The organism is Mesorhizobium sp. M8A.F.Ca.ET.208.01.1.1, assembly GCF_004791315.1.
Classification (GTDB): Bacteria; Pseudomonadota; Alphaproteobacteria; order Rhizobiales; family Rhizobiaceae; genus Mesorhizobium.
In genome coordinates, this window is sequence record NZ_SRUT01000005.1 from 196,898 (window position 1) to 216,374 (window position 19,477).

A 19,477-nucleotide genomic window follows, 5' to 3' on the forward strand; every position below is an offset into this window, starting at 1 on the left:
CTAAAGGTCGCTGATTTCTCGGGCGGAGTCGTATCAGCGGAGCAACGCAAATGTCAACTAAGATGCAATAAATATTCATCACAAGAATATTTGACTGGCGCCGGCTTGCGGGTTTCGGACTGCCGAAACTTTTAGGAGGGGCCAGCTCGCGCCGGTCCCTCCTCGTCGGTTGGCTGGCTCAGAGAACGAAGAACCAGTTGGCAAGCAGCACCACCATTATGCCGGCTAGAAGGGTCAGGTATGGCAGGATGCCAGCTTTCCTGACGCTCAGGTCGCTCGGCGTCATGCCAAGGTCGTCAAGCATGTGCTCGGGGAATTTCCCGCCGTCCTGGACATAGTGACGGAAGCAGAAGACCGGGAGGATCAAAGCTGCGGTGATCAAACCGGCCCATAGAGCCATTGGATTCCAGACCTTTGCGCCGGCACCCATAAAGGCCGCATTGCAATAGGCAAAAAGCGCACCGAGCGTAATCAGCCAAGTCGGTGCCCGCCACGGCCGCTTGATGGCGCCATTGTCTATGCGATGTATCCAGCCGGAGTTCAGGTTGAGGAAGTTGAAGATGATGTAGCCGCAGTTCGACACAGCCAGGATAAAGAAGAAGCTTGTCGCGTCAGCGGAGGCGATGGCCAGTACGATCAGATTGAATATCAGGTCGGTCCACATGGCGCGCGTGGGGGCACCATGCTCGTTGACATGGCTAAGATAGCGCGGCAGCCACCCATCGACGGAACCTTGATAAAGCGTGCGTGAGGACCCAGCCATTGCCGTCATGATGGCGAGCAGCAACGCCAAGATCATCAGCATGACGAGCAAGGTCTTTACCAAGCCGCCACCGCCGACCATGCCCGCGAGAGCATCGGCGACGCCTGAGCCGTCCACGATCGGCGTAGCCAGCATGCCATTCAATCCGAGCACGCCTTGAAAGGTGAACGGGACCAGCACGAAGAGCAGCATGCACAACAGCCCGGAATAGAAAATGGCCTTGAATGTATCAGTAGCCGGGTTCTTGAACTCAGACGTGTAGCAGACGGCAGTTTCGAATGCATAAGTGGACCATGCCGCGATGAACATACCTCCAAGAACAAGCGTCCAACCGCCAATGTTCCATGCGCCGGGGGCGGGTGCATAGGGGGCGGCGAGCGGAACGAAGGGAGCATAGTTGGCCCAATTGATCTGACCTGTGATGATAGGCACGACGCCAACGATCAGCAGTGGAACGATGACCAGCAGTCCTACGACTTTTTGAACCGCCGCTGTTCCAAGAATGCCTCGGTGTTGGATGGCGAAGGTGATGAGCATCAGCACTGCGCCGATGAAGAACGTGGCGTTGAGAGAGAAACCGACCGGTCCCAGATTATGACTGTAGAGCGTCCATGTACGAATGGCGGGCGTTGCGGCAGCGGTCACTGCTGCGAGGGCATCTGTAGCACTCGCGCCAACGTTCGCGGCAAGATATTGGGCGACTTCTGGCGAGGCAGCTGTGAAAATGGGCACGGGCGTCAGGGCATTGAGAATGTAAGCCGCAGCAATTGAGCAACCAAGCGACAGCACCGGTGACCAAGCGAACCAGTTACACCATACGGACAACGGTGCCACGAATTTGGAATAGCGAAGCCAGGCCGTTGCCCCGTAGACCGAGGCGCCGCCTGACTTATTGGGAAAAAGGCCCGCGATTTCGGCATAGGTAAAAGACTGAATAAAGCCCATCGTCATGGATGCGATCCAGATCGCGAAGGCGACGTTGCCGGCCGTCCCCGCAATGCCGCCGATCGAAAACAGGACCAATGGTGGCACGCCGCTGGCCACCCAGAATGCGCCACGCCAGTCGATGGTTCTGTGCAGTTGCCCCGCCGGCTCTGCAGGGCTTGTGTCGACGAGTGAACTCATTTGCTAGCTCCCATTGTTGTAGATCTCATCCTGGCACAGGCCCTACCACGTTGCGTGTCGGTTCACTTAATCAACCCAGAGTTGCTGGAATGACCGCAAAGCACACATCATGTGGATCAGAGCATGCCTCCTCTAGGGATTGTTCGTTCTGATCGCTGTTAATTCAGGCAGGATCCGCCGGTCGCGGCGCAGCAAAGTCCCCAGATCCCCCTCACCAGATGATTGCTGGTAAGAAAAAAATTTCACTGTGAGGAGAATACTTGGTCTTTCCGGCCTGTCAAGAAGGTTTCGGTTGGCATGTAATCGAGGCCTGACACCAAAACATGCGCGTGGCGGTTTGTGTCCCGCCTCCGTGTCAAACGAGAGGTCAAGTCGATTGCTCCGCGTGTTTCTCGGTTCGAGGTCGCAACATTTGGATGGTGCCTCTGGGGAGTGTTCTCAACTGGTCGTCGGCGAATTGGGTGCTCCTTGGGCGGGTTTCAGGGTGCTCGTTTCTAAGCACACGGCCTTGCCGACAACAGCCATCCTGCACCTGCCCGACTCCGAGCAGGTGCGTGACTGTGTGTGGTTGAGATCGATCGGTTTGCTGATCAACTCCAGATGCAGAAACCACGCAAGGATGGCTGCGCAATCGGAATTTAGAACGCCACACAGGCCTTGGATGAGGAACAAAGGTCGGGGCCCACTGCCCGGCGATCTCATATACTTCGGCGTGTGGGCTCATCCTAGTCGGATGAGTCTGAGGAGAAAGCGTCCGGCAGCAGAGCGGACGCCCCTGAGCGGCCGGAATGTTGCAGAGCAAATCTTCGCAGCACGGGACGGCGGCGGCATGGAATGGCGTGCAGATCGGCGGACTGCTCTGAGTTCATTGCGGCCACATCGAACTGCCCCTGAGGGGGTCAAACTTGCATAACATGCTGGCCTGAACTTGGTCTGGTCTCCAGAGTTCACTTCGGAACCAGTAATGGCCCGGCAATCCGGTGACTCTCGCTGCCAACTTAAAATCAGACGTTCTGCACCAAGGACTCGCTGCATCCTCTTCAATGGCCGACAATGGATTTCGACAAAGGCCGGAAGACGACCGGGCAGGTCGCTACGGGCGGGTGCGATCACCCGCGACGGCAGCCTCACAGATATTGCTAGCCGCGTCTTTCGGTGAAGGGTTCGTTTCCGGTTGGGCGCGCACCACTCTCGCGCTCAAACCCCGCAGTGCCTTCGAAGTCGAAGAACTTCTGAATCGCGAGTGCCGAAGCGCCTCGGGACCAGACGTTGTTGTCCCAGTCAATTTCGATCGGCGGCGGGGTCGCGAACGAGGATTCGCGGACAGCGGCAATGAGGGGCTCGATAAGCGCCGGGCCAAAACGAACCGCTTCTCCGCCGACGATGACGACTTCCGGGTCGATGAGATCGATCAGGCCGCTGAGCCGGTGACCGATCTCGCGGCCGACTTCGCTGAGATAGTCCAGAGCGAGCCGTTCGCCTGCTTCGATGGCCTGCTGTAGGTCGGCAGGGAGCTTGCGGGAGCGCTTGCTGATTTCAATCCAGGCGCTGTCCATGGCTGGCTCGGAGAGACGCCGATCCCAATTCAAGCGGTCCTGCGTCGCAATCGAGTCATCGCCGTCCTTGACGGGGAACCCGATCTCGCCAGCCGCGGATCGCGCCCCACGATGGATCTGGCCATTGAAAATCAGCGCCGCCCCGACGCCCGTGCCTATGATCAACACCAGCACCGAACTGCGTCGCCGTCCGTGTCCGAAGAGCTGCTGGGCTATGGCGAACGCATTGACGTCGTTGTCGACCCAGACGGGTACGCTGATCTGCGACGCGATCATTTCCGCGATCGGCACGTCCCACCATCCCAGGCGCTGCGAAACCAGACAGACGCCACGGTTGACGTCGACCAATCCTGGCATCGCCATGCCGATGCCGACAAGTTTCTGCCGGCCTTCGCGCCGATCACCCATAAGCGTGGCCACGCCCTCCTTGACGGCATGGGCGACGGCCACGGGGCCGTGGTCGGGGAGCGGCAGTTCGCAGGCGCCAAGCGTACGGGTGGAAAGGTCCGTGAGTGTGCCCTCCAGCCGGCCCTCCGTCAGCTTGAACCCGATGGACCAATGTCTGGCATAGTCGATGCTGAGTGGTATCGGCCGGCGGCCGCCGCTGCTTTGGGTGCTCTTGCCTTCCAAGACGATGCCTTCGTCGATCAGTGCGGCCGTGACACCGGTAACCGCGGCTGGGCTCAGACCTGTCATCGCAGCTATCTCGACCCGGCTTAGATCACCTTCCCGACGCAGGCAGTTGAGTATCAGGCGCCGGTTCATCGCCCGCGTCGTATTTTGATCCGCCTTGAGTTTCATGACTTACTTCATTCTGTGAATTAAGTATTGCATTAGCGCGCATGATGCCCTATGAAGGCTGAAGAGATCAAGCCGCGTAACGATGCGGCAGATCGCTCCCGGGGAGGGGTTCCGGACCGAGCTAACACGACTGTTGCCGCCCATGGGCAGCAACAGCAGGTGATTTTTGCAATGCACGCCTCTTTCCCGCGAGGGCATGGAGCATCGTCTCCAGTTTGCCCTCGACGGCGGAGCTGTGCGCGGAGAACAGGCGGCTATGGCACCACAACTCAGATCGTCTTCGCCAAGCGCCCAATGGGCTACGATCCGCGTCGACGCGCATCAGGCGTCGGACAGTCCATCCGTCTGGGCGGATGGCGTGGTTACGCCCGACTTCAAGGGTTTCGGCGGCTGCTTCAACGAGCTTGGGTGGAAGGCCCTTTCGCATCTCGACGAAAACGAGCGCGGCGAGGTGCTCGGTGCCCTGTTCTCGGACGATGGCTGCGCCTTCAACTATTGCCGGCTCCCGATCGGGGCCAACGATTACGCGGAGAGTTGGTACAGCCACAACGAGACCGAGGGGGACTTCGCCATGGAGACCTTCTCGATAGCCCGCGACCGGCAATATCTGATCCCTTACATCAGGGCCGCGCGCGCGGTGCGTGGCGACGATTTCCATCTCTTCGCCTCGCCGTGGAGCCCGCCGACCTGGATGAAGTTCCCGCGGGCGCATAACCACGGAACGTTGATCTGGGAGCCGCGCTATCGCCACGCCTATGCGAATTACTTCGTCCGTTTCGTCAAGGCATACGAGGACGAGGGGATCGCGATCAATGCGGTGCACGTCCAGAACGAGCCGAACTCGGATCAGAAATTTCCTTCCTGCATTTGGACAGGCGCGAAAATGCGCGACTTCATCCGCGACGATCTGGGAGCTGCCTTCAGGTCTGCCGGCCTTGATGCCGAGATATGGGCGGGCACGATCGAGCGCGGCGACTTCAATGACTGGGCGGGCACCATTCTGTCGGATCCGGCTGCGGCCTCTTTCGTGAAGGGGATGGGATTCCAATGGGCCGGCAAGCACGGCGTGCAGCGAACGCGCCAGGCCTTTCCAGATCTGCCGATTATTCAGACCGAAAACGAATGCGGTGACGGCGCCAACAGTTGGGATCAAGCCCACTACGTCTTCGACTTGATCCAGCATTACCTGAGCAATGGAGCCGAGGCTTACCTTTACTGGAACATGGTGCTGGAGCCCGGAGGCGTCAGCACCTGGGGCTGGCGCCAGAACGCCATGGTGACCGTCGATCCCACCACGCGCAGCGCCATTTTCAATCCCGAGTTCTACGTCATGAAGCACTTCGCCGGCTTCGTGCGACCGGGCGCGGCCGTATTGAAGACCGGTGGCCCGATGGCCGCAAACACCCTGGCTTTCCGCAACCTCGATGGCGGCGAAGTCTTCGTCGTGCAGAACGCGCAGGATATCGAGAGGACGATCACGGTCCGGGGCAGCCGTGAATCGGCAACTTTGAACCTCGCCCCCTTTTCCATAAGTACGCTCACTCTTTGAAACCAAGCGGCGGGCGCCAAGCCCGTTCTCTAGGGAGGAAACCGAAATGAAAAAATTGTCAGGCTTGCCCATGCTGGGGGCAGCATCGCTTCTGGCCACATTCTTTGCATCTGCGGCGTTCGCGGATGTGACGGTCCACGTTCTTCGGCCAGAGGTACCGAATACCGAAAAGGCCTATCACCAAAAGATGGCCACGGACTTCGAGAAGTCGCATCCAGGTGTCGATATCGCTTTCGAATACATCGCCAACGAGGCCTACAAGCAGAAGCTTACGACGCTGCTGCAGTCGGATCAGAAACCGGACCTCATTTTCAGTTGGGCGGGGGGCGTGCTCACGCAACAGGCCAAAGCCGGCGTTCTCCAGGACATCTCCGCATCCGTCACCAGCCAGTGGTCGGCGTCGATCGCTAGCGCCGGATTGTCGGCGTTCACCGTCAACGGAAAAGTCTATGGCATGCCGGTCAACGCGAGCGATGTGGTGTTTTGGACCAATCTCGATCTCGCAAAGAAGGCTGGTGTCGACCCTGAAAGCATCAAGACCTGGGATGATTTTCTGGCAGCGGTCAAGAAGGCAAAGGAGGCTGGTGTCACGCCGATCATGGTTGGCGGCAAGGACAAATGGCCACTGCACTTCTACTACGGCTATCTGTGGGTGCGTGAGGCGGGCAAGGACGGAATGGCCGCGGCCATGGGCGGCGAAGGCGACGGTTTCTCTGCCGCGCCCTTCGTGAAGGCTGGCGAGGACTTCAAGAAACTCGTCGATCTGCAGCCCTTCGAGGCTGGTTTCATGGATACCACGTTCGAGCAGGCGACGGGCCAGTTCGGGGACGGCAAGGCCTTGTTTCATCTCATGGGCGATTGGGAGTACGGGACCGAGAAGCAGAATTCGGTCAGCGGCAAGGGCATTCCGGACGACAAGCTCGGAACCATACGCTTCCCTGCGGTTGCAGGTGGGGCCGGCGAGGCCACCGACACGTTCGGGGGCATCAACGGTTACGCGGTCATTGCCGGAGCACCACCGGAAGCGGTCGAATTCCTGAAATACATGACCGACACCGAAAATCAGAAGCTGGCGGGCGCCCAGGGTCTCTTCATACCGATCGCCAAGGGCGTGGAAGAGAGCATTGCGAATCCCTTCTTCCGCAAGATGTCCGAGGCGCTCGCTGTCTCGAAGTTCCATCAGATCTTTCTCGATCAGGCGCTCGGATCCGATGTCGGGGCCACGGTCACGGACGTGGCCGCGGATCTGGCCCAAGGCGTCGTCACGCCAGAGGCGGCGGCAAAGACCGTGCAGGACGCCTGGTCCATGCGCTGATGGCTTTGACCGGGCGCGAACCACGCGCCCGGTCTTTCAATCCATCCAGGGAGGATGAAAATGACCGAGCTTGCTGCGCCCGGACTAGCTCCGAGCATGCGTAGTGGAAGGCGCTTCACCAGCCAAACCAGCGCCCTCCTTCTGATGTTGCCGCCCGCGCTGGTGCTTTTCACATTGTTTGTGGCGTTACCTCTGTTCGACGCCGCGTACTACAGCCTGTTCAAGTGGGACGGCTACGGCACACCGACAGATTTCATCGGTCTGGACAATTTCAAGCAGGCCCTGGGCCATGCCGTCTTCTGGCAAGCAGTACGCAATACGCTGATCGTGCTTGCGGTTTCCGTTTTCATTCAGCTGCCCATCGCGTTGGGCCTCGCCTTGCTGATCTACGAGAAGACCCCTGCCAATACGTTGTTTCGCCTCATCTTCTTTCTGCCTTTCATCCTGGCCGAGGTGGCTTCGGGCCTGATCTGGAGTTTCGTATTCGACGGCAACACCGGGGTGGCCGCCGCTCTCTTCCACGCGCTGGGAATGGAGCCCGTCTTCATTCTCGCGGATCGCCACTGGGCATTCGCGGCCATTACGCTGGTCGTCGTCTGGAAATACTTCGGGTTTCACATGATGATCTATATCGCCGCCCTGCAGGGCGTGCCCAGGGAAATGCTGGAGGCGGCGCGGCTGGAAGGCGCTGGGCGTTGGGCCATCGTGCGCCATGTCCAGGTGCCGATGATCGCCTCGGCCATCGGCGTGTCGGTGTTTTTCTCCATCGTCGGCTCCTTGCAACTCTTCGACGTTGTGATCCCGCTCACCAATGGTGGCCCGTCCAACTCCACGCATACGATTGTCACCTATCTCTACACTTTCGGCCTCACCCGAACGCGTATCGGCTTCGGAAGTGCAGTCGGCGTCATGCTGTTCGTCACCGCTGTCGCTTTCGCCGTTCTCTACCAACGCCAGATTAGCAAGGGGAGCCGGTCATGAATGCGTTCAGATTTCTTCCAGCGCTTGGAAAGGCCGCCGTCCTGCTGGTCTTTACCGGTTTCGTGCTGGGGCCGTTAACGGTCGCCGTCTTTGGCGGCTTCAAGACCAATGGCGAACTCCGCGTCAATCCCTTTGGCATCCCGCAGCAATGGGACTTCGAGTTCTACGCGGCCATGCTGGGCGATCCGGCGTTCTGGCGCTACATGGGAAACTCGCTGATCATCTCGCTGTTGACCGTGTTTTTGACCCTGATCGTCTCAGCGGCGGCGGCTTATGTCTTCGCCCAGATCCGCTTTCTTGGGTCGAGAATGATGCAAGCCTATCTGCTGGCGGGTCTTGTCTTTCCGTTCGCCACCGCGATCCTGCCGCTATTCATCAAGGTGCGTGACCTCGGGCTGCTCGACAGCTACTGGGCCGTTATCCTGCCCCAGACAGCTTTTGGCCTTTCGCTTTCGATCATGCTGTTCAAGACGTTCTTCGAACAGTTGCCGAAGGATCTCTTCGAGGCGGCACATGTCGAAGGCTGCGGCTATGTCCGGTTCTTCTGGCAATTCACGCTGCCCCTCTCGACGCCGATTCTGGCGACCGTCGGGGTGTTCGTGTTCGTTCAGAGCTGGAACAATTTCCTGCTGCCGCTCGTCGTCATCAACTCGCGGGAACTGTTCACCTGGCCACTCGGAATGATGCAGTTTCGAGGCGAATATCTCTCGGAGTGGAACCGCACCCTGGCTTTCATATCCCTGACCATTCTGCCTGCGGTCGCCTTCTTCATCGCGGCCCAGAAATACATCGTTGCCGGACTGACGGGAGGGGCGGTCAAAGGCTGACCGTTTCTGTCGGACACCAAAGAAACCTAGGGAGGAATTCATGGCCGCCGTCGAACTTTCGAGCATCAACAAGACCTTTGGTTCTGTCGAGACCATACCCAACCTGACGCTCTCCATTCCCCATGGCTCTTTCACCGTGCTGGTCGGTCCGTCCGGTTGTGGCAAGTCCACACTGCTCCGGATGGTCGCCGGCCTGGAACAACCGACGAAGGGATCGATTGCCATCGGCAATCGTGACGTCACCCACGAGGAACCGTCGAAACGCGGCATCTCGATGGTCTTCCAGTCCTATGCGTTGTTTCCACACATGACCGTGGAACAGAACATCGACTTCGGTCTGCGGCTCGCCAAGGTTCCGCAGGCGGAACGTGAAGCGCGCGTCGCAGCCGCTGCCGAGGTGCTGCACCTCAAGCCTCTGCTGCAACGCAAGCCGGCGGCACTCTCCGGCGGCCAGCGCCAGCGCGTCGCCATCGGGCGCTCGATCGTCCGAAACCCGGAGGTTTTCCTGTTCGATGAACCGCTTTCCAATCTCGACGCGGCACTGCGTACCCAAATGCGTGTTGAACTCGCGGATCTGCACAAGCGGCTTAACGCGACGATGATCTATGTCACCCACGACCAGGTCGAGGCGATGACACTGGCAGACCAGATCGTCGTGATGAATGCCGGGCGTATCGAGCAGGTCGGGTCGCCGATGGAACTCTACGACGCGCCAAACACCTTGTTTGTCGCTACGTTCATCGGATCTCCGCGCATGAACCTGATATCGGGAGAGAGTGCAAAAGCCGAAGGCGCCGCCACGATCGGCGTACGCCCCGAACATATCGCAATAGACGACGCCAATGGCATCTGGACGGGCAGGTTGCGTTTCGCCGAGCATCTCGGCAACGAGACGATCGCCTATGTGGAGTCGGATGAGGGCGAAATTATCATACGCCTCGCAGGGCATCATGGCCTCACGGACGGGACGCTACGCATGACACCTGACCGGCTGCACCTGCATCGCTTCGATGAGAACGGCCGGCGAATTTCGGCTGTAAACTGACTTTGTCCCGCAATGTAGAAACTGCAGCTGGCCCCGAGGACGGTCCGCTCTTTCCAAAGGCTTCCGGCGCTACCGTGCGATATCTCGCGCCATTTAAAGGAGTTTTCCAATGACCACCGATTTCTTCGGGGGAATCGAGTCCATTCGCTATGAGGGGCCGGATTCGACCAATCCGCTGGCCTACCGCTTCTATAACCCCGATGAGGTCGTGGCCGGCAAGCGGTTGGAAGACCATCTGCGCTTCGCTGTCGCCTACTGGCATTCCTTCGCCTGGCCGGGCGGTGATCCGTTCGGTGGCCAGACCTTCGACCGTCCCTGGTTCCCCAAGGCCGGCGGCATCGACACGATGGAACTGGCCTCAAGGCCGATGTCGCCTTCGAAATGTTCTCGCTGCTCGGCGCGCCCTATTTCTGCTTCCACGACGCCGACGTGCGGCCCGAGGGCAAGGACTTTTCGGAAAGCGCTGCCCGCCTCGACGAGATCGCGGATTATTTCGCCACCAAGATGAAGCAGACCGGCGTCAAGCTGCTCTGGGGCACGGCCAACCTGTTCTCCAATCGCCGCTTCATGTCGGGCGCCGCCACCAACCCCGATCCGGATGTGTTCGCCTATGCGGCGGCGACGGTGAAGAGTTGCATCGACGTCACCAAGCGGCTGAAGGGCGAGAACTATGTGCTGTGGGGCGGGCGCGAGGGCTATGAGACGCTGCTCAACACCGACCTTGGCCGCGAGCAGGAACAGGCCGGCCGCTTCCTCAGCCTCGTCGTCGACTACAAGCACAAAATCGGCTTCAAGGGCACCATCCTGATCGAGCCGAAGCCGCAGGAGCCGACAAAGCATCAGTATGACTACGATGTCGCCACGGTGTACGGTTTCCTCAAGCGCTTCGGCCTGGAAAAGGAAGTAAAACTCAACATCGAACAGGGCCATGCCATCCTGGCCGGCCATTCCTTCGAGCACGAACTGGCGCTGGCCAATGCGCTCGGCGTGTTCGGCTCGATCGACATGAACCGCAACGACTACCAGTCGGGCTGGGACACCGACCAGTTCCCCAACAACGTTCCGGAGATGGCGCTGGCCTATTACCAGGTCCTGCAGGCCGGTGGCTTCAAGACCGGCGGCACCAATTTCGACGCCAAGCTGCGCCGCCAGTCGCTCGATCCGCAGGACCTGCTGATCGGCCATATCGGCGGCATGGACTCTTGCGCACGTGGCTTGAAGGCTGCGGCTCGCATGGTCGAGGACAAGGCGTTGTCGGCGCCGCTGGCCGAGCGCTACGCCGGCTGGAACAGCACCGAGGCCAAGGCGATGCTTTCCGGCAAGCGCACGCTGGAAGACATCGCCGAACGCGTGGTGAAGAAGAAGATCGAGCCGCAGCCGCGCTCCGGACGCCAGGAATTGCTGGAAAACATCGTCAACCGCTACGTCTGACGGCGGAAAGCTGACAGATCACGCTCCATTTCGCGCCTGGATCGGCGCGGCTATTTGGCGAAGACGGCGGCCGCGTCAGGGGAGCGTCCAGCGCATGGCATTGTGGTAATCAGGCCGTTGCGGGACGCGCCAGAGCGCGCGTCGGCGCCACCACTGTCGGCACCTCGATGCTGCGACGCCACTTTGAAAAACGATCGCGGCCAGCGGAGGCGGAATGCAATGCAGCGGCCCTGTCATCGCCGGGCCGGGTTTCGTCGTCTCGGCTTAGTCTGAATGGTCAGCTGCGCTCTGGAAAGCGAATGTTGGCCAGCCCTGCGGCACTTCGTGGAGCACAACGCATCAATACCAAGACGTTGCTCTTCAACCGAGATAGGCCCGATGAAGGATATCCGGTTGCTGTTGAAGATTCGCGGGGGTACCGCTGAAGCTGAAACGGCCACGCGACATCACGTGGGCCGCCTGAGCATTTTTCAGCGCGAGCGCGGTAAACTGCTCGATCAGGAGTATGCCGGTACCGTGCTGGGCCAGTCTGCTCAGCACATCCATCAGCCGCTTGACGATCAGCGGTGCAAGGCCGAGCGACATCTCGTCGGCGAGAATGAATTTTGGTTGCGCGACCAGACCCTGGCCGAGCGACAGCATCTGTTGCTGTCCACCAGAGAGCGTACCCGCGCGCTGTTGCTTTCGCTCGGCCAGTTCAGGGAAGATCGTGTAGACTTCCTCGACGGCTTCGGCGGCACCCCGTGCAGACAGCTGAAAACCGGCGGCTTTCAAATTGTCGTCGACGTTGAGGCCGTTGAGCACCCGGTGCCCCTCCGGCACGGCGGCGACGCCAGCCGCGCGGATGGCTTCGGGCGATTTGCCGGTGAGCGGTTTGCCGTCGATTTCGACTGTGCCTGCCGCGATCGGGATCGCACCGGCGAGCGCCAAGACGAGTGAGCTCTTGCCGGCGCCGTTCGGCCCGAGAAGGGCAGTAATCTGGCCGCTTACCAGCGTGAAGGACAGGTCCTTGACGACACGCTTGCCGCCCCGATCAATCGCCAGATCACGAACTGTCAGGGTGCTCATGCAGCGTCTTCCATGCCGAGATAGACGGCGCGGACTTTCTCATCGGTCAGCACGCTGGCGGTGTCGCCAACGGCGATCAACGAACCAAAATCGAGCACCATGGTTTCCCGACAAACCGCCTGGATCAGATCGACATCGTGATCAATCAGCAGGGTTATGGATCTGGTTACGTCGTGAATACTGGAGATGACTTGCCGCAATTTCTCGACCTCGCCCTGGGAAAAGCCTGCTCCCGGTTCATCCAGAAGGATCACCCGTGGGCGTCCCACGACGCAGCGCGCGATTTCGATCATCCGACGCTCAAAAGCATTCAACCCTCCAGCCGAGGCTCGGCGTAGCGCCGTGAGCCCGACAAAATCGAGCGCGGCAGCTGTCGCACGGAGCCGTTCAGCCGCCGACAGTCCGAGTTGGTCGATCATGACGTGGACGTTGTCCTCCACCGTCAGTTCGTCCACCACCTGTTCCTTCTGAAAGGAACGGCGCAGGCCCCAGCGAGCCCGCCGATGTGGTTTCATCGGCAGTATGTCGGTGTCCATCATGTGGATTGAGCCGCTTTGGGGCAGAACGAAGCCGGACAATACGTTGAGAAGGGTCGTTTTGCCGGCCCCGTTTGGCCCGATGATACCGCAGACCGGCTGTGTGAGTTCGACGGTGACCGCATTGAGCGCGGTAACTCCCCCGAAGGCAACGGATAGATTCTCGATCGAGATCATGCGGAGGGCTCCGTCTTGCGCAACCGCTTCAAACCATCCGACAGCTGTCCGGCCAGCCCCCTGGGAGCCGTGGAAAGCGCGTGAATAAGGGCAAATCCGAAGATGATGTAGGCCGCGTTGCCGTCCACGCCGAGGTTGTTGAGGAAGGCCGGGAGGAGCCGATAGAGCAGTGCCGCGATCACGGCGCCATACCAGTGCCAGGCGCCGCCGACGACCGTCAGCGCGAAGATCATCACCGATTCCGCGGGCGGGAAAGAGCGTGCATCAAGCAGTTGGAGATTGCCCGCGAGCAAGGCACCCGCAATGCCGGCGAGAAACCCGGAAAGGGCAAAGCCCCATACTTTATAGAGCGTCACATTGACACCCGCGGCCATGGCGGCGGCCTCGCTTTTGCGAATAAGCGCCCAACCACGGCCGGCGCGGCTGCGTTCATGGATGTCGATCAACAGGAAGCCGACGGCCACCACGATCAGACAATAGCTGAAGAAGGCCGCGTCCGATTGTGCGATCGCCGGCCGTGGCAGATAACCGATCGCCTTGACTTCGAAACCGGCAAAGCCGCCACCCCCATTGGGGAACTGAATGACATTGATGAGGATACCGAAGCCACCCGCCGCCATCAACGTGATGAGCGCCAGATAAAGGCCGCGCATTCGCAGCGCCGGATAGGCGAGGATCATGCCGATCAGTCCGGCAAAGAGGCCGCCGGCAAGAAGGTTCAGTTCGAATGGCAGTTTGAAGCCATGGCCGAAACGGAGCGCCACCCAGCCGCCGCACCCCATGAGCGAGACCTGGGCCAGAGACACAAGGCCGAGACGCCGATAGAGGACCGCGATGCTGGCGGAGGTCAGTGTGTAGATCGCCACGGCGGTCAAGACTTTGAGCCATAAGGCGCTTGCGACAAACGGCACCACGATGGCCGCGCCGACGAAAAAAAGCTGCGGTGCATAGCGGCCGAACGAAAAGCCGGCTGGGCTCATGCCAGAAGGCGCCAGAATTCCGGAAAGAGGCTTTTGCTCTGCTTGCATGCTCTCAGTCCTGTCCGGCAAAGGTCAGCCTACGGCCGCGCTGGAGCCACATCATGGCAAGGATAGCCACGATAAAGGGCGTTGCGACGCGGAACGGCGCGAACGGCTTGTAGAGTGTGACCACGCTTTCAAGGACGCCGATGGCAAGGCCGCCGGCAAAAGTCGCGGGTATGGATGTGAGGCGACCGAGGATGGTGGTCGCGATGATGGGAATGACGAGGAAGGTCAGCACTGCGGGGTCAAGTCGCACGAGGGATGCAAACATCAAGCCAGTGAAACCAGCGAGCACGCCTGAAATGGCCCAGGCGATCGTCTCCACCCTGATTACCGGCGTACCCAGGATCGATGCGACCTCACGGTTGTCGGCGAGCGCACGCATCATCAAACCAATGCGGGTGCGTATCAGGAAGACACCCATTCCGATGGTAATGCTGAAAGCTGCAAGCAGTGACAAAATCCGGATTCCGGTGATTCTCAGACCTAGGATCGACATGGAGGCCCCGTCGAGGGTGAGTGTCAGCTTGCGCGGTGTAACCACCCACAGGAGGTTCATGGCGCCGAGCAAAGCGAGGGCAAACCCGAGCGTAGCGACCGCCTTGACGATGGGTTCGCGATGCGCGAGGCCCGGCGCGATCAGCCGGCCATAGGAGACGGACAGGGCGAGGGCGATCCCGATGCAGGCTACCCAAGCAACGGGCTCGGGCCATTGCCATTCAAGCAGTTGCCAGGCGACCATGGCGCCCACGGCGCCGATGGCGCCGTAGGCAAAATTGAGCACGCCGGTGGCGCGGTTGAGCAGCACCAGCCCAACCCCGCCGAGTGCATAGAGTGCGCCGACGGCAAGGCCGGATACGAGGAACAGGCCAAGGACGTTCATGTCTTCGCCGATCAGTTTGCTATGCCGAGGGCTTTTTCCGCGGAGCGGATAGGATCGAGATACGCGCTGTCGACGTCAGTGCAGCCGCCGACGACCTTGAAGCCGTTGCCCGAAATCTGAACCATCATGTTCGCATGGTTGGGCATGTGCCGGTCGGCTTTGCCAACGTAGTAGGGGCCGCAGAGCAGGTCCGAGGTCTCGTTCTTGATTCCCCGGATCGCCTCTGAGACCGATTTGCGATCAATGGTCGCCGGATCGAGCTTCAGGAGGGCATCGGTGAAGAAGCGGGCGGAGAGATAGCCCGACTGGCTGAAGGTGTCGCGCGGATCCTCCGGGCGAGCATACTTGTCCATGATCGCGCGCCAGTTGCTGGCGTCTGGACCGGTGCCATCGATCGGCGTGAGCTCGATATTGACGTTCATGACACCATTCCAATAGGCGCCGAGCATGGCGGGAACCGCGGCATCATAGAGGGGTGTCGAGGATATCCACTTGAAGTTATCGCGCAGGTTCTGTTCCTCGACGGCCTTGAGGTAGGCTGCGGCCATTCCTCGCGGCAGGTTCACGAGAACGGTGTCGGCGCCGCTCGCTACGGTTTCCAGAACGGAGGCATTCATATCTGCCGCGCCCGGATCGAGCAAAAGACTGGAGCCGGAGAGTCCTTTGGACTGCATGTACTTCTCGGTCCAGCCACAGGAATAGGGACCGACCGAGGGGATGGTGAGCCCGATGCAAACGACGTTCTTTGAACCGAGATTGGCGACGGCCCATTGGGCTGCTCCGACGCTCGAGGGCAGGGGTCCCTCATTGGTCGAAACAATGTTCTTCGATTCGAAGCATTCGGCGACGGCGCAAGCTGCCGCCATCGCCATGACATCCTCCTCTGCGTAGAGCTTGGCGTTGACGCCCATCTCAACAAAAGAGCCGTTGGCAACCAGCGCGACGACGCCCTTGTCCTTTACCAGCTTGGTCGCAACCTGGCTCGCGACTTCCGGGTTCCACTGGTCGTCTTCAACCAGATATTCGATCGGGCGGCCGTGGATACCGCCATTGGCATTGAGACAGTTGAAATAGGCGCGCGCGGCGTCGGCTGAAGACGAGAAGTCGTCAGGGCCAGTTTGACCGACCAGGGCACCAACCCTGATCGGCTCGCCGGTCGCCTTCTGACCGTTGTTCAATCCACATTGCGCTGCAGCCATGGCTGAGCCACTCGCCAGGATAAGCGCGGCCGTCGATGCCGACAGAAGTATCGTTGTGCGTTTCATGCTTTCTCCTCCCAAAGAACTGTTGAAATCAGTAGGTCGTCCGAAATCCCGTCACTTCATGCGACGAGGTCCCTACCCAGCATGAAGCGGGCGGCGCGCTCGCCGATCATGATGACCGGTGCATTGGTGTTGCCCGAGACAAGGGTTGGCATGATGGAGGCGTCCGCCACGCGTAGCCCTTCTACGCCGCGGACCGCGAGATCCTCGCCAACAACGGCCATGCGGTCGTCCGGCCTGCCCATCCGGGCCGTGCCCGAAGGATGAAAAACCGTCTTCGAAATCGAGCGGATATAGTCCCGCAGGGCTTCGGGATCTCGCTCGAGTCCGGGCGTGGGCAGGACACGCCGCTTCACGATGCGGGCGAGCGATGGGGCTTCAATGATCCGGATCGCCCATTCCACCCCGCGTACGAGCGTGTCGAGATCGGCAGGACTGGAGAAGGAATTCGCGTTGAACAGGGCACTATCCCTAGGATTGGCCGAACGCAGCTTGACCGTGCCCCGTGATTGCGGCCTCAGGAAACAAGGACCGATGGCAATCCCGTGACCTGGTTCCACGGCCCGGTCGGCAAAGCCGATGAAGGTTGGCAGGACATGAAACTGGATATCCGGCTGGCCGGTCCCGGCCGTATCGACGAAGCCGCCCGACTCCACAACATTGGATGTGAGGAGGCCGGTCTTGGTGAGAAGATATTGCAGCATGTGGCCCGCCGCCTTCAGCCCCTTGTCCTGGGTGAAGAGCGAGATCGGATCCTTGACCTCCGCCTGAACCGTGGCCTCGAGGTGATCCTGATAATTTTCCCCGACCCCCGGCAGATCCACGATCACGTCGATCCCATGGCTCTTCAGATGTTCGGCCTCGCCGATGCCCGAGAGTTGCAGGATCTTGGGTGTGGCAAGCGCGCCTGCCGTTAGAACAATCTCGCGCCGAGCCTTATAGGTGACGCCATTCTCGGTCAGCACACCGACCGCTTTCCTGCCTACAAACAGAACTTTGTGGACGCGGGTTTCGGTTAGTATGGTCAGGTTCGCGCGCTTCTCGGCATCGCGCAGGAAGGCTTGCGCAGCGCTCCAGCGCCGGCCGTTGTGCGTTGTCGTCTGGTAGAAGCCGACGCCTTGCTGCACCTTGCCGTTGAAGTCTTCGTTATACGGAAGGCCGGCCTCCTGTGCTGCCCGGATGAAGGCCCAGGACAGGGGATGACCAAAGCGGCGATCGGAGACCTTGAGATAGCCGGTTGCTCCATGGAATTCGCCCGAAAGGCGCTGATTGGCCTCAACGTCGCGAAACACAGGAAGAACCTTGTCATAGGACCAGTTGCGGCATCCCATTTGCGCCCAGGTGTCGTAATCCTGCTGCTGGCCACGAATATAGATCATGGCGTTCAAGGAACTGCCGCCGCCGATCACATTGCCCTGTGGCACGACGTTGGGCTTGCCGTTCAACCCCTTGTCCGGCTCGGACACGTAGAAGTGCACATCCTTGCCCTTCTCGATCACCTTGAAGAACGTCGCCGGGATATGGATGAATTTGTCGGTGTCGCGCGCGCCGCTTTCAATGAGCAGGACCTTGTTCTGCGGATTCTCCGACAGCCGGGCTGCAACGACGCAGCCGGACGAGCCGCCACCGACGATGATATAGTCGAATTCGTTCATGGGTTGCTCCGATGCGGGCGGGCAGACGCTCGCGACAGCGTTGGTGTCAGCAAAAGATCGTTTGAATGGTGGTGAATTCCTTCAGCCCGTCGACGCCGAATTCAACGCCGATCCCGGACTGCTTTACCCCACCAAAGGGCGCATTCGGCTGGATTGCTCCATGCTTGTTGATCCACACGGTGCCGCATTCCAGTTGGCCGGCCACCTGTTTCGCCTTTGCCGTATCCCGGCCCCAGACGGAGCCGCCGAGGCCCGCCGGATTGTCGTTGGCCTTCGCGATCACGTCGGCGAGGTCGGTGTAGCGGATGATTGGCAGGGCGGGGCCAAATTGCTCGCGATCGACGAGCTCGCAGCCATGGTCGACATCGGCAACGATTGTGATCGGATAGAAGTAACCGGTTCCACCGTTGCTCTGGCCGCCGATCAGAACGCGGCCGCCTTTGGCGCGTGCATCCTCGACATAGGAAGCTACGATGTCGAGTTGCATCCGATTCTGCACGGGACCAAGGATCGATTGTTCCGACAGGCCGTCGCCAACCGGAATGTGGGCTGCATAGGCGACGAGGCTTTCGCACACGGCGTCATAAAGGCTGTCATGGACATACAGGCGCTTCAGGCAGGCGCAGGTTTGGCCGTTGTTGATGAAGGCGCCCCAGAACAGCCCTTCGGCGATTTCCTTGGGGTCGGCGTCGGGGAGCACGATGCCGGCGTCGTTGCCGCCTAATTCCAATGTGAGCCGCTTGAGCGTATCGACGGCATTGGCCATGACCTTCTTGCCAGTGGAGGTGGAGCCGGTGAAGGTCAGTTTGGCGATGCCTGGATGGGCGGACATGGCGGCGCCAATCTCGTTCTCGCCAGTGACGACGTTGACGACGCCCGCCGGCAGAACCTCGTTCATCAGCTCAACAAGGCGAATGGTCGACAATGGTGTCTGGGGTGATGGCTTGATGACAACGGTGTTGCCGGCGCGGATTGCGGGAATGATGTGCCAGCAGGCAATCATCACCGGCCAGTTCCATGGTGTGATCGAGCCGACAACGCCGATGGGCTTGCGATGCAACTCCACGCGACCTTCAGGCGTATCCTGCAGGACTTCGACAGGAAGCTCGATTTCCGCGGTGTGGCGGGTCCACGCGACAGCACCACCGATCTCGAAGCGAGAGCCGAGACCATTGAGTGGCTTTCCCTGTTCGAGCGTCAACAGGCGCGCAAGCTCTTCTGAATTTTCTTCTATCTTGGCGGCAATGGCGCGGCAGGCGTCGGCCAGCTCCAGACTCGATTTCAACTGCCACTTTTCGAACGCAGCCGCTGCCGCAGTAACAGCTGCGTCGAGGTCCCCCACCGTGGCCAGGGGCATTGCGCCGACAACTTCCCCGGTCGAAGGATTAAGGATATCGGCGTGGCGTGCGGTTTCCACCGGCTTGCCGCCGATGAACAGCGTGTAGCGCTTCATATCCGAGCTCCTCCCAAAGCAATTTGTG

The 19,477-nt window shown here is 60.2% G+C and carries 14 protein-coding genes and 1 pseudogene; 6 read left to right on the top strand and 9 right to left on the bottom strand.

What is annotated here, in order from left to right:
• Positions 1–178 precede the first annotated feature (178 nt).
• Together EN851_RS22845 and EN851_RS22850 are read right to left on the bottom strand one after the other, a co-directional pair.
• On the bottom strand, positions 179–1,888 hold the full coding sequence (locus EN851_RS22845) for an APC family permease (protein ID WP_135880804.1): 1,710 nt from the start codon (positions 1,886–1,888) through the stop codon (positions 179–181).
• Positions 1,889–3,027: 1,139 nt separating this feature from the next.
• Positions 3,028–4,245 carry an ROK family transcriptional regulator gene (locus tag EN851_RS22850; RefSeq protein ID WP_135906921.1) on the bottom strand — a complete coding sequence of 406 codons (1,218 nt, stop codon included), beginning with the start codon at positions 4,243–4,245 and terminating at the stop codon, positions 3,028–3,030.
• A gap of 256 nt (positions 4,246–4,501) precedes the next feature.
• Here EN851_RS22850 and EN851_RS22855 point away from each other — a divergent pair, with 256 nt between their 5' ends.
• The 6 genes and pseudogenes from EN851_RS22855 to xylA all read left to right on the top strand — a co-directional run bounded on the left by EN851_RS22855 (position 4,502) and on the right by xylA (position 11,393).
• Complete coding sequence (locus EN851_RS22855; RefSeq protein ID WP_135880802.1) at positions 4,502–5,794, top strand: glycoside hydrolase family 30 beta sandwich domain-containing protein; 1,293 nt, start codon at positions 4,502–4,504, stop codon at positions 5,792–5,794.
• A gap of 46 nt (positions 5,795–5,840) precedes the next feature.
• Positions 5,841–7,109: an ABC transporter substrate-binding protein gene (locus EN851_RS22860; RefSeq protein WP_245511650.1), complete on the top strand. Its 1,269-nt coding sequence runs from the start codon at positions 5,841–5,843 to the stop codon at positions 7,107–7,109.
• Between the two features lie 60 nt (positions 7,110–7,169).
• Positions 7,170–8,090 carry a sugar ABC transporter permease gene (locus EN851_RS22865; RefSeq protein WP_135906923.1) on the top strand — a complete coding sequence of 307 codons (921 nt, stop codon included), beginning with the start codon at positions 7,170–7,172 and terminating at the stop codon, positions 8,088–8,090.
• The gene (locus EN851_RS22870; RefSeq protein ID WP_027030997.1) at positions 8,087–8,917 is read left to right on the top strand and encodes a carbohydrate ABC transporter permease; all 831 of its coding nucleotides are present in this window, start codon (positions 8,087–8,089) and stop codon (positions 8,915–8,917) included. Before EN851_RS22865 ends, EN851_RS22870 begins: the two co-directional genes overlap by 4 nt.
• Before the next feature lie 40 nt (positions 8,918–8,957).
• Positions 8,958–9,962, top strand: coding sequence for an ATP-binding cassette domain-containing protein (locus tag EN851_RS22875; protein ID WP_135906924.1), 1,005 nt, complete (start codon positions 8,958–8,960; stop codon positions 9,960–9,962).
• Between the two features lie 109 nt (positions 9,963–10,071).
• A pseudogene (xylA, locus tag EN851_RS22880) lies at positions 10,072–11,393 on the top strand (xylose isomerase).
• Positions 11,394–11,753: 360 nt separating this feature from the next.
• Here xylA and EN851_RS22885 read toward each other — a convergent pair.
• The 7 genes from EN851_RS22885 to EN851_RS22915 all read right to left on the bottom strand — a co-directional run bounded on the left by EN851_RS22885 (position 11,754) and on the right by EN851_RS22915 (position 19,449).
• Positions 11,754–12,461, bottom strand: coding sequence for an ABC transporter ATP-binding protein (locus EN851_RS22885; protein WP_135906926.1), 708 nt, complete (start codon positions 12,459–12,461; stop codon positions 11,754–11,756).
• Positions 12,458–13,174 (bottom strand): ATP-binding cassette domain-containing protein, encoded by a 717-nt coding sequence (locus EN851_RS22890; RefSeq protein WP_135906928.1) that lies wholly within the window; start codon positions 13,172–13,174, stop codon positions 12,458–12,460. The genes EN851_RS22885 and EN851_RS22890 overlap by 4 nt, the downstream gene beginning before the upstream one ends.
• Positions 13,171–14,154, bottom strand: coding sequence for a branched-chain amino acid ABC transporter permease (locus EN851_RS22895; protein WP_135906930.1), 984 nt, complete (start codon positions 14,152–14,154; stop codon positions 13,171–13,173). Before EN851_RS22895 ends, EN851_RS22890 begins: the two co-directional genes overlap by 4 nt.
• Before the next feature lie 52 nt (positions 14,155–14,206).
• Positions 14,207–15,079, bottom strand: a complete 873-nt coding sequence (locus EN851_RS22900; RefSeq protein WP_135880797.1) for a branched-chain amino acid ABC transporter permease — start codon at positions 15,077–15,079, stop codon at positions 14,207–14,209.
• Positions 15,080–15,090: 11 nt separating this feature from the next.
• Positions 15,091–16,278, bottom strand: coding sequence for an ABC transporter substrate-binding protein (locus EN851_RS22905; RefSeq protein WP_167531270.1), 1,188 nt, complete (start codon positions 16,276–16,278; stop codon positions 15,091–15,093).
• A 122-nt stretch (positions 16,279–16,400) separates the two neighbouring features.
• On the bottom strand, positions 16,401–17,996 hold the full coding sequence (locus EN851_RS22910; RefSeq protein WP_135906934.1) for a GMC family oxidoreductase N-terminal domain-containing protein: 1,596 nt from the start codon (positions 17,994–17,996) through the stop codon (positions 16,401–16,403).
• Positions 17,997–18,042: 46 nt separating this feature from the next.
• Positions 18,043–19,449, bottom strand: coding sequence for an aldehyde dehydrogenase family protein (locus EN851_RS22915; protein ID WP_135906936.1), 1,407 nt, complete (start codon positions 19,447–19,449; stop codon positions 18,043–18,045).
• Between the last annotated feature and the right edge of the window lie 28 nt (positions 19,450–19,477).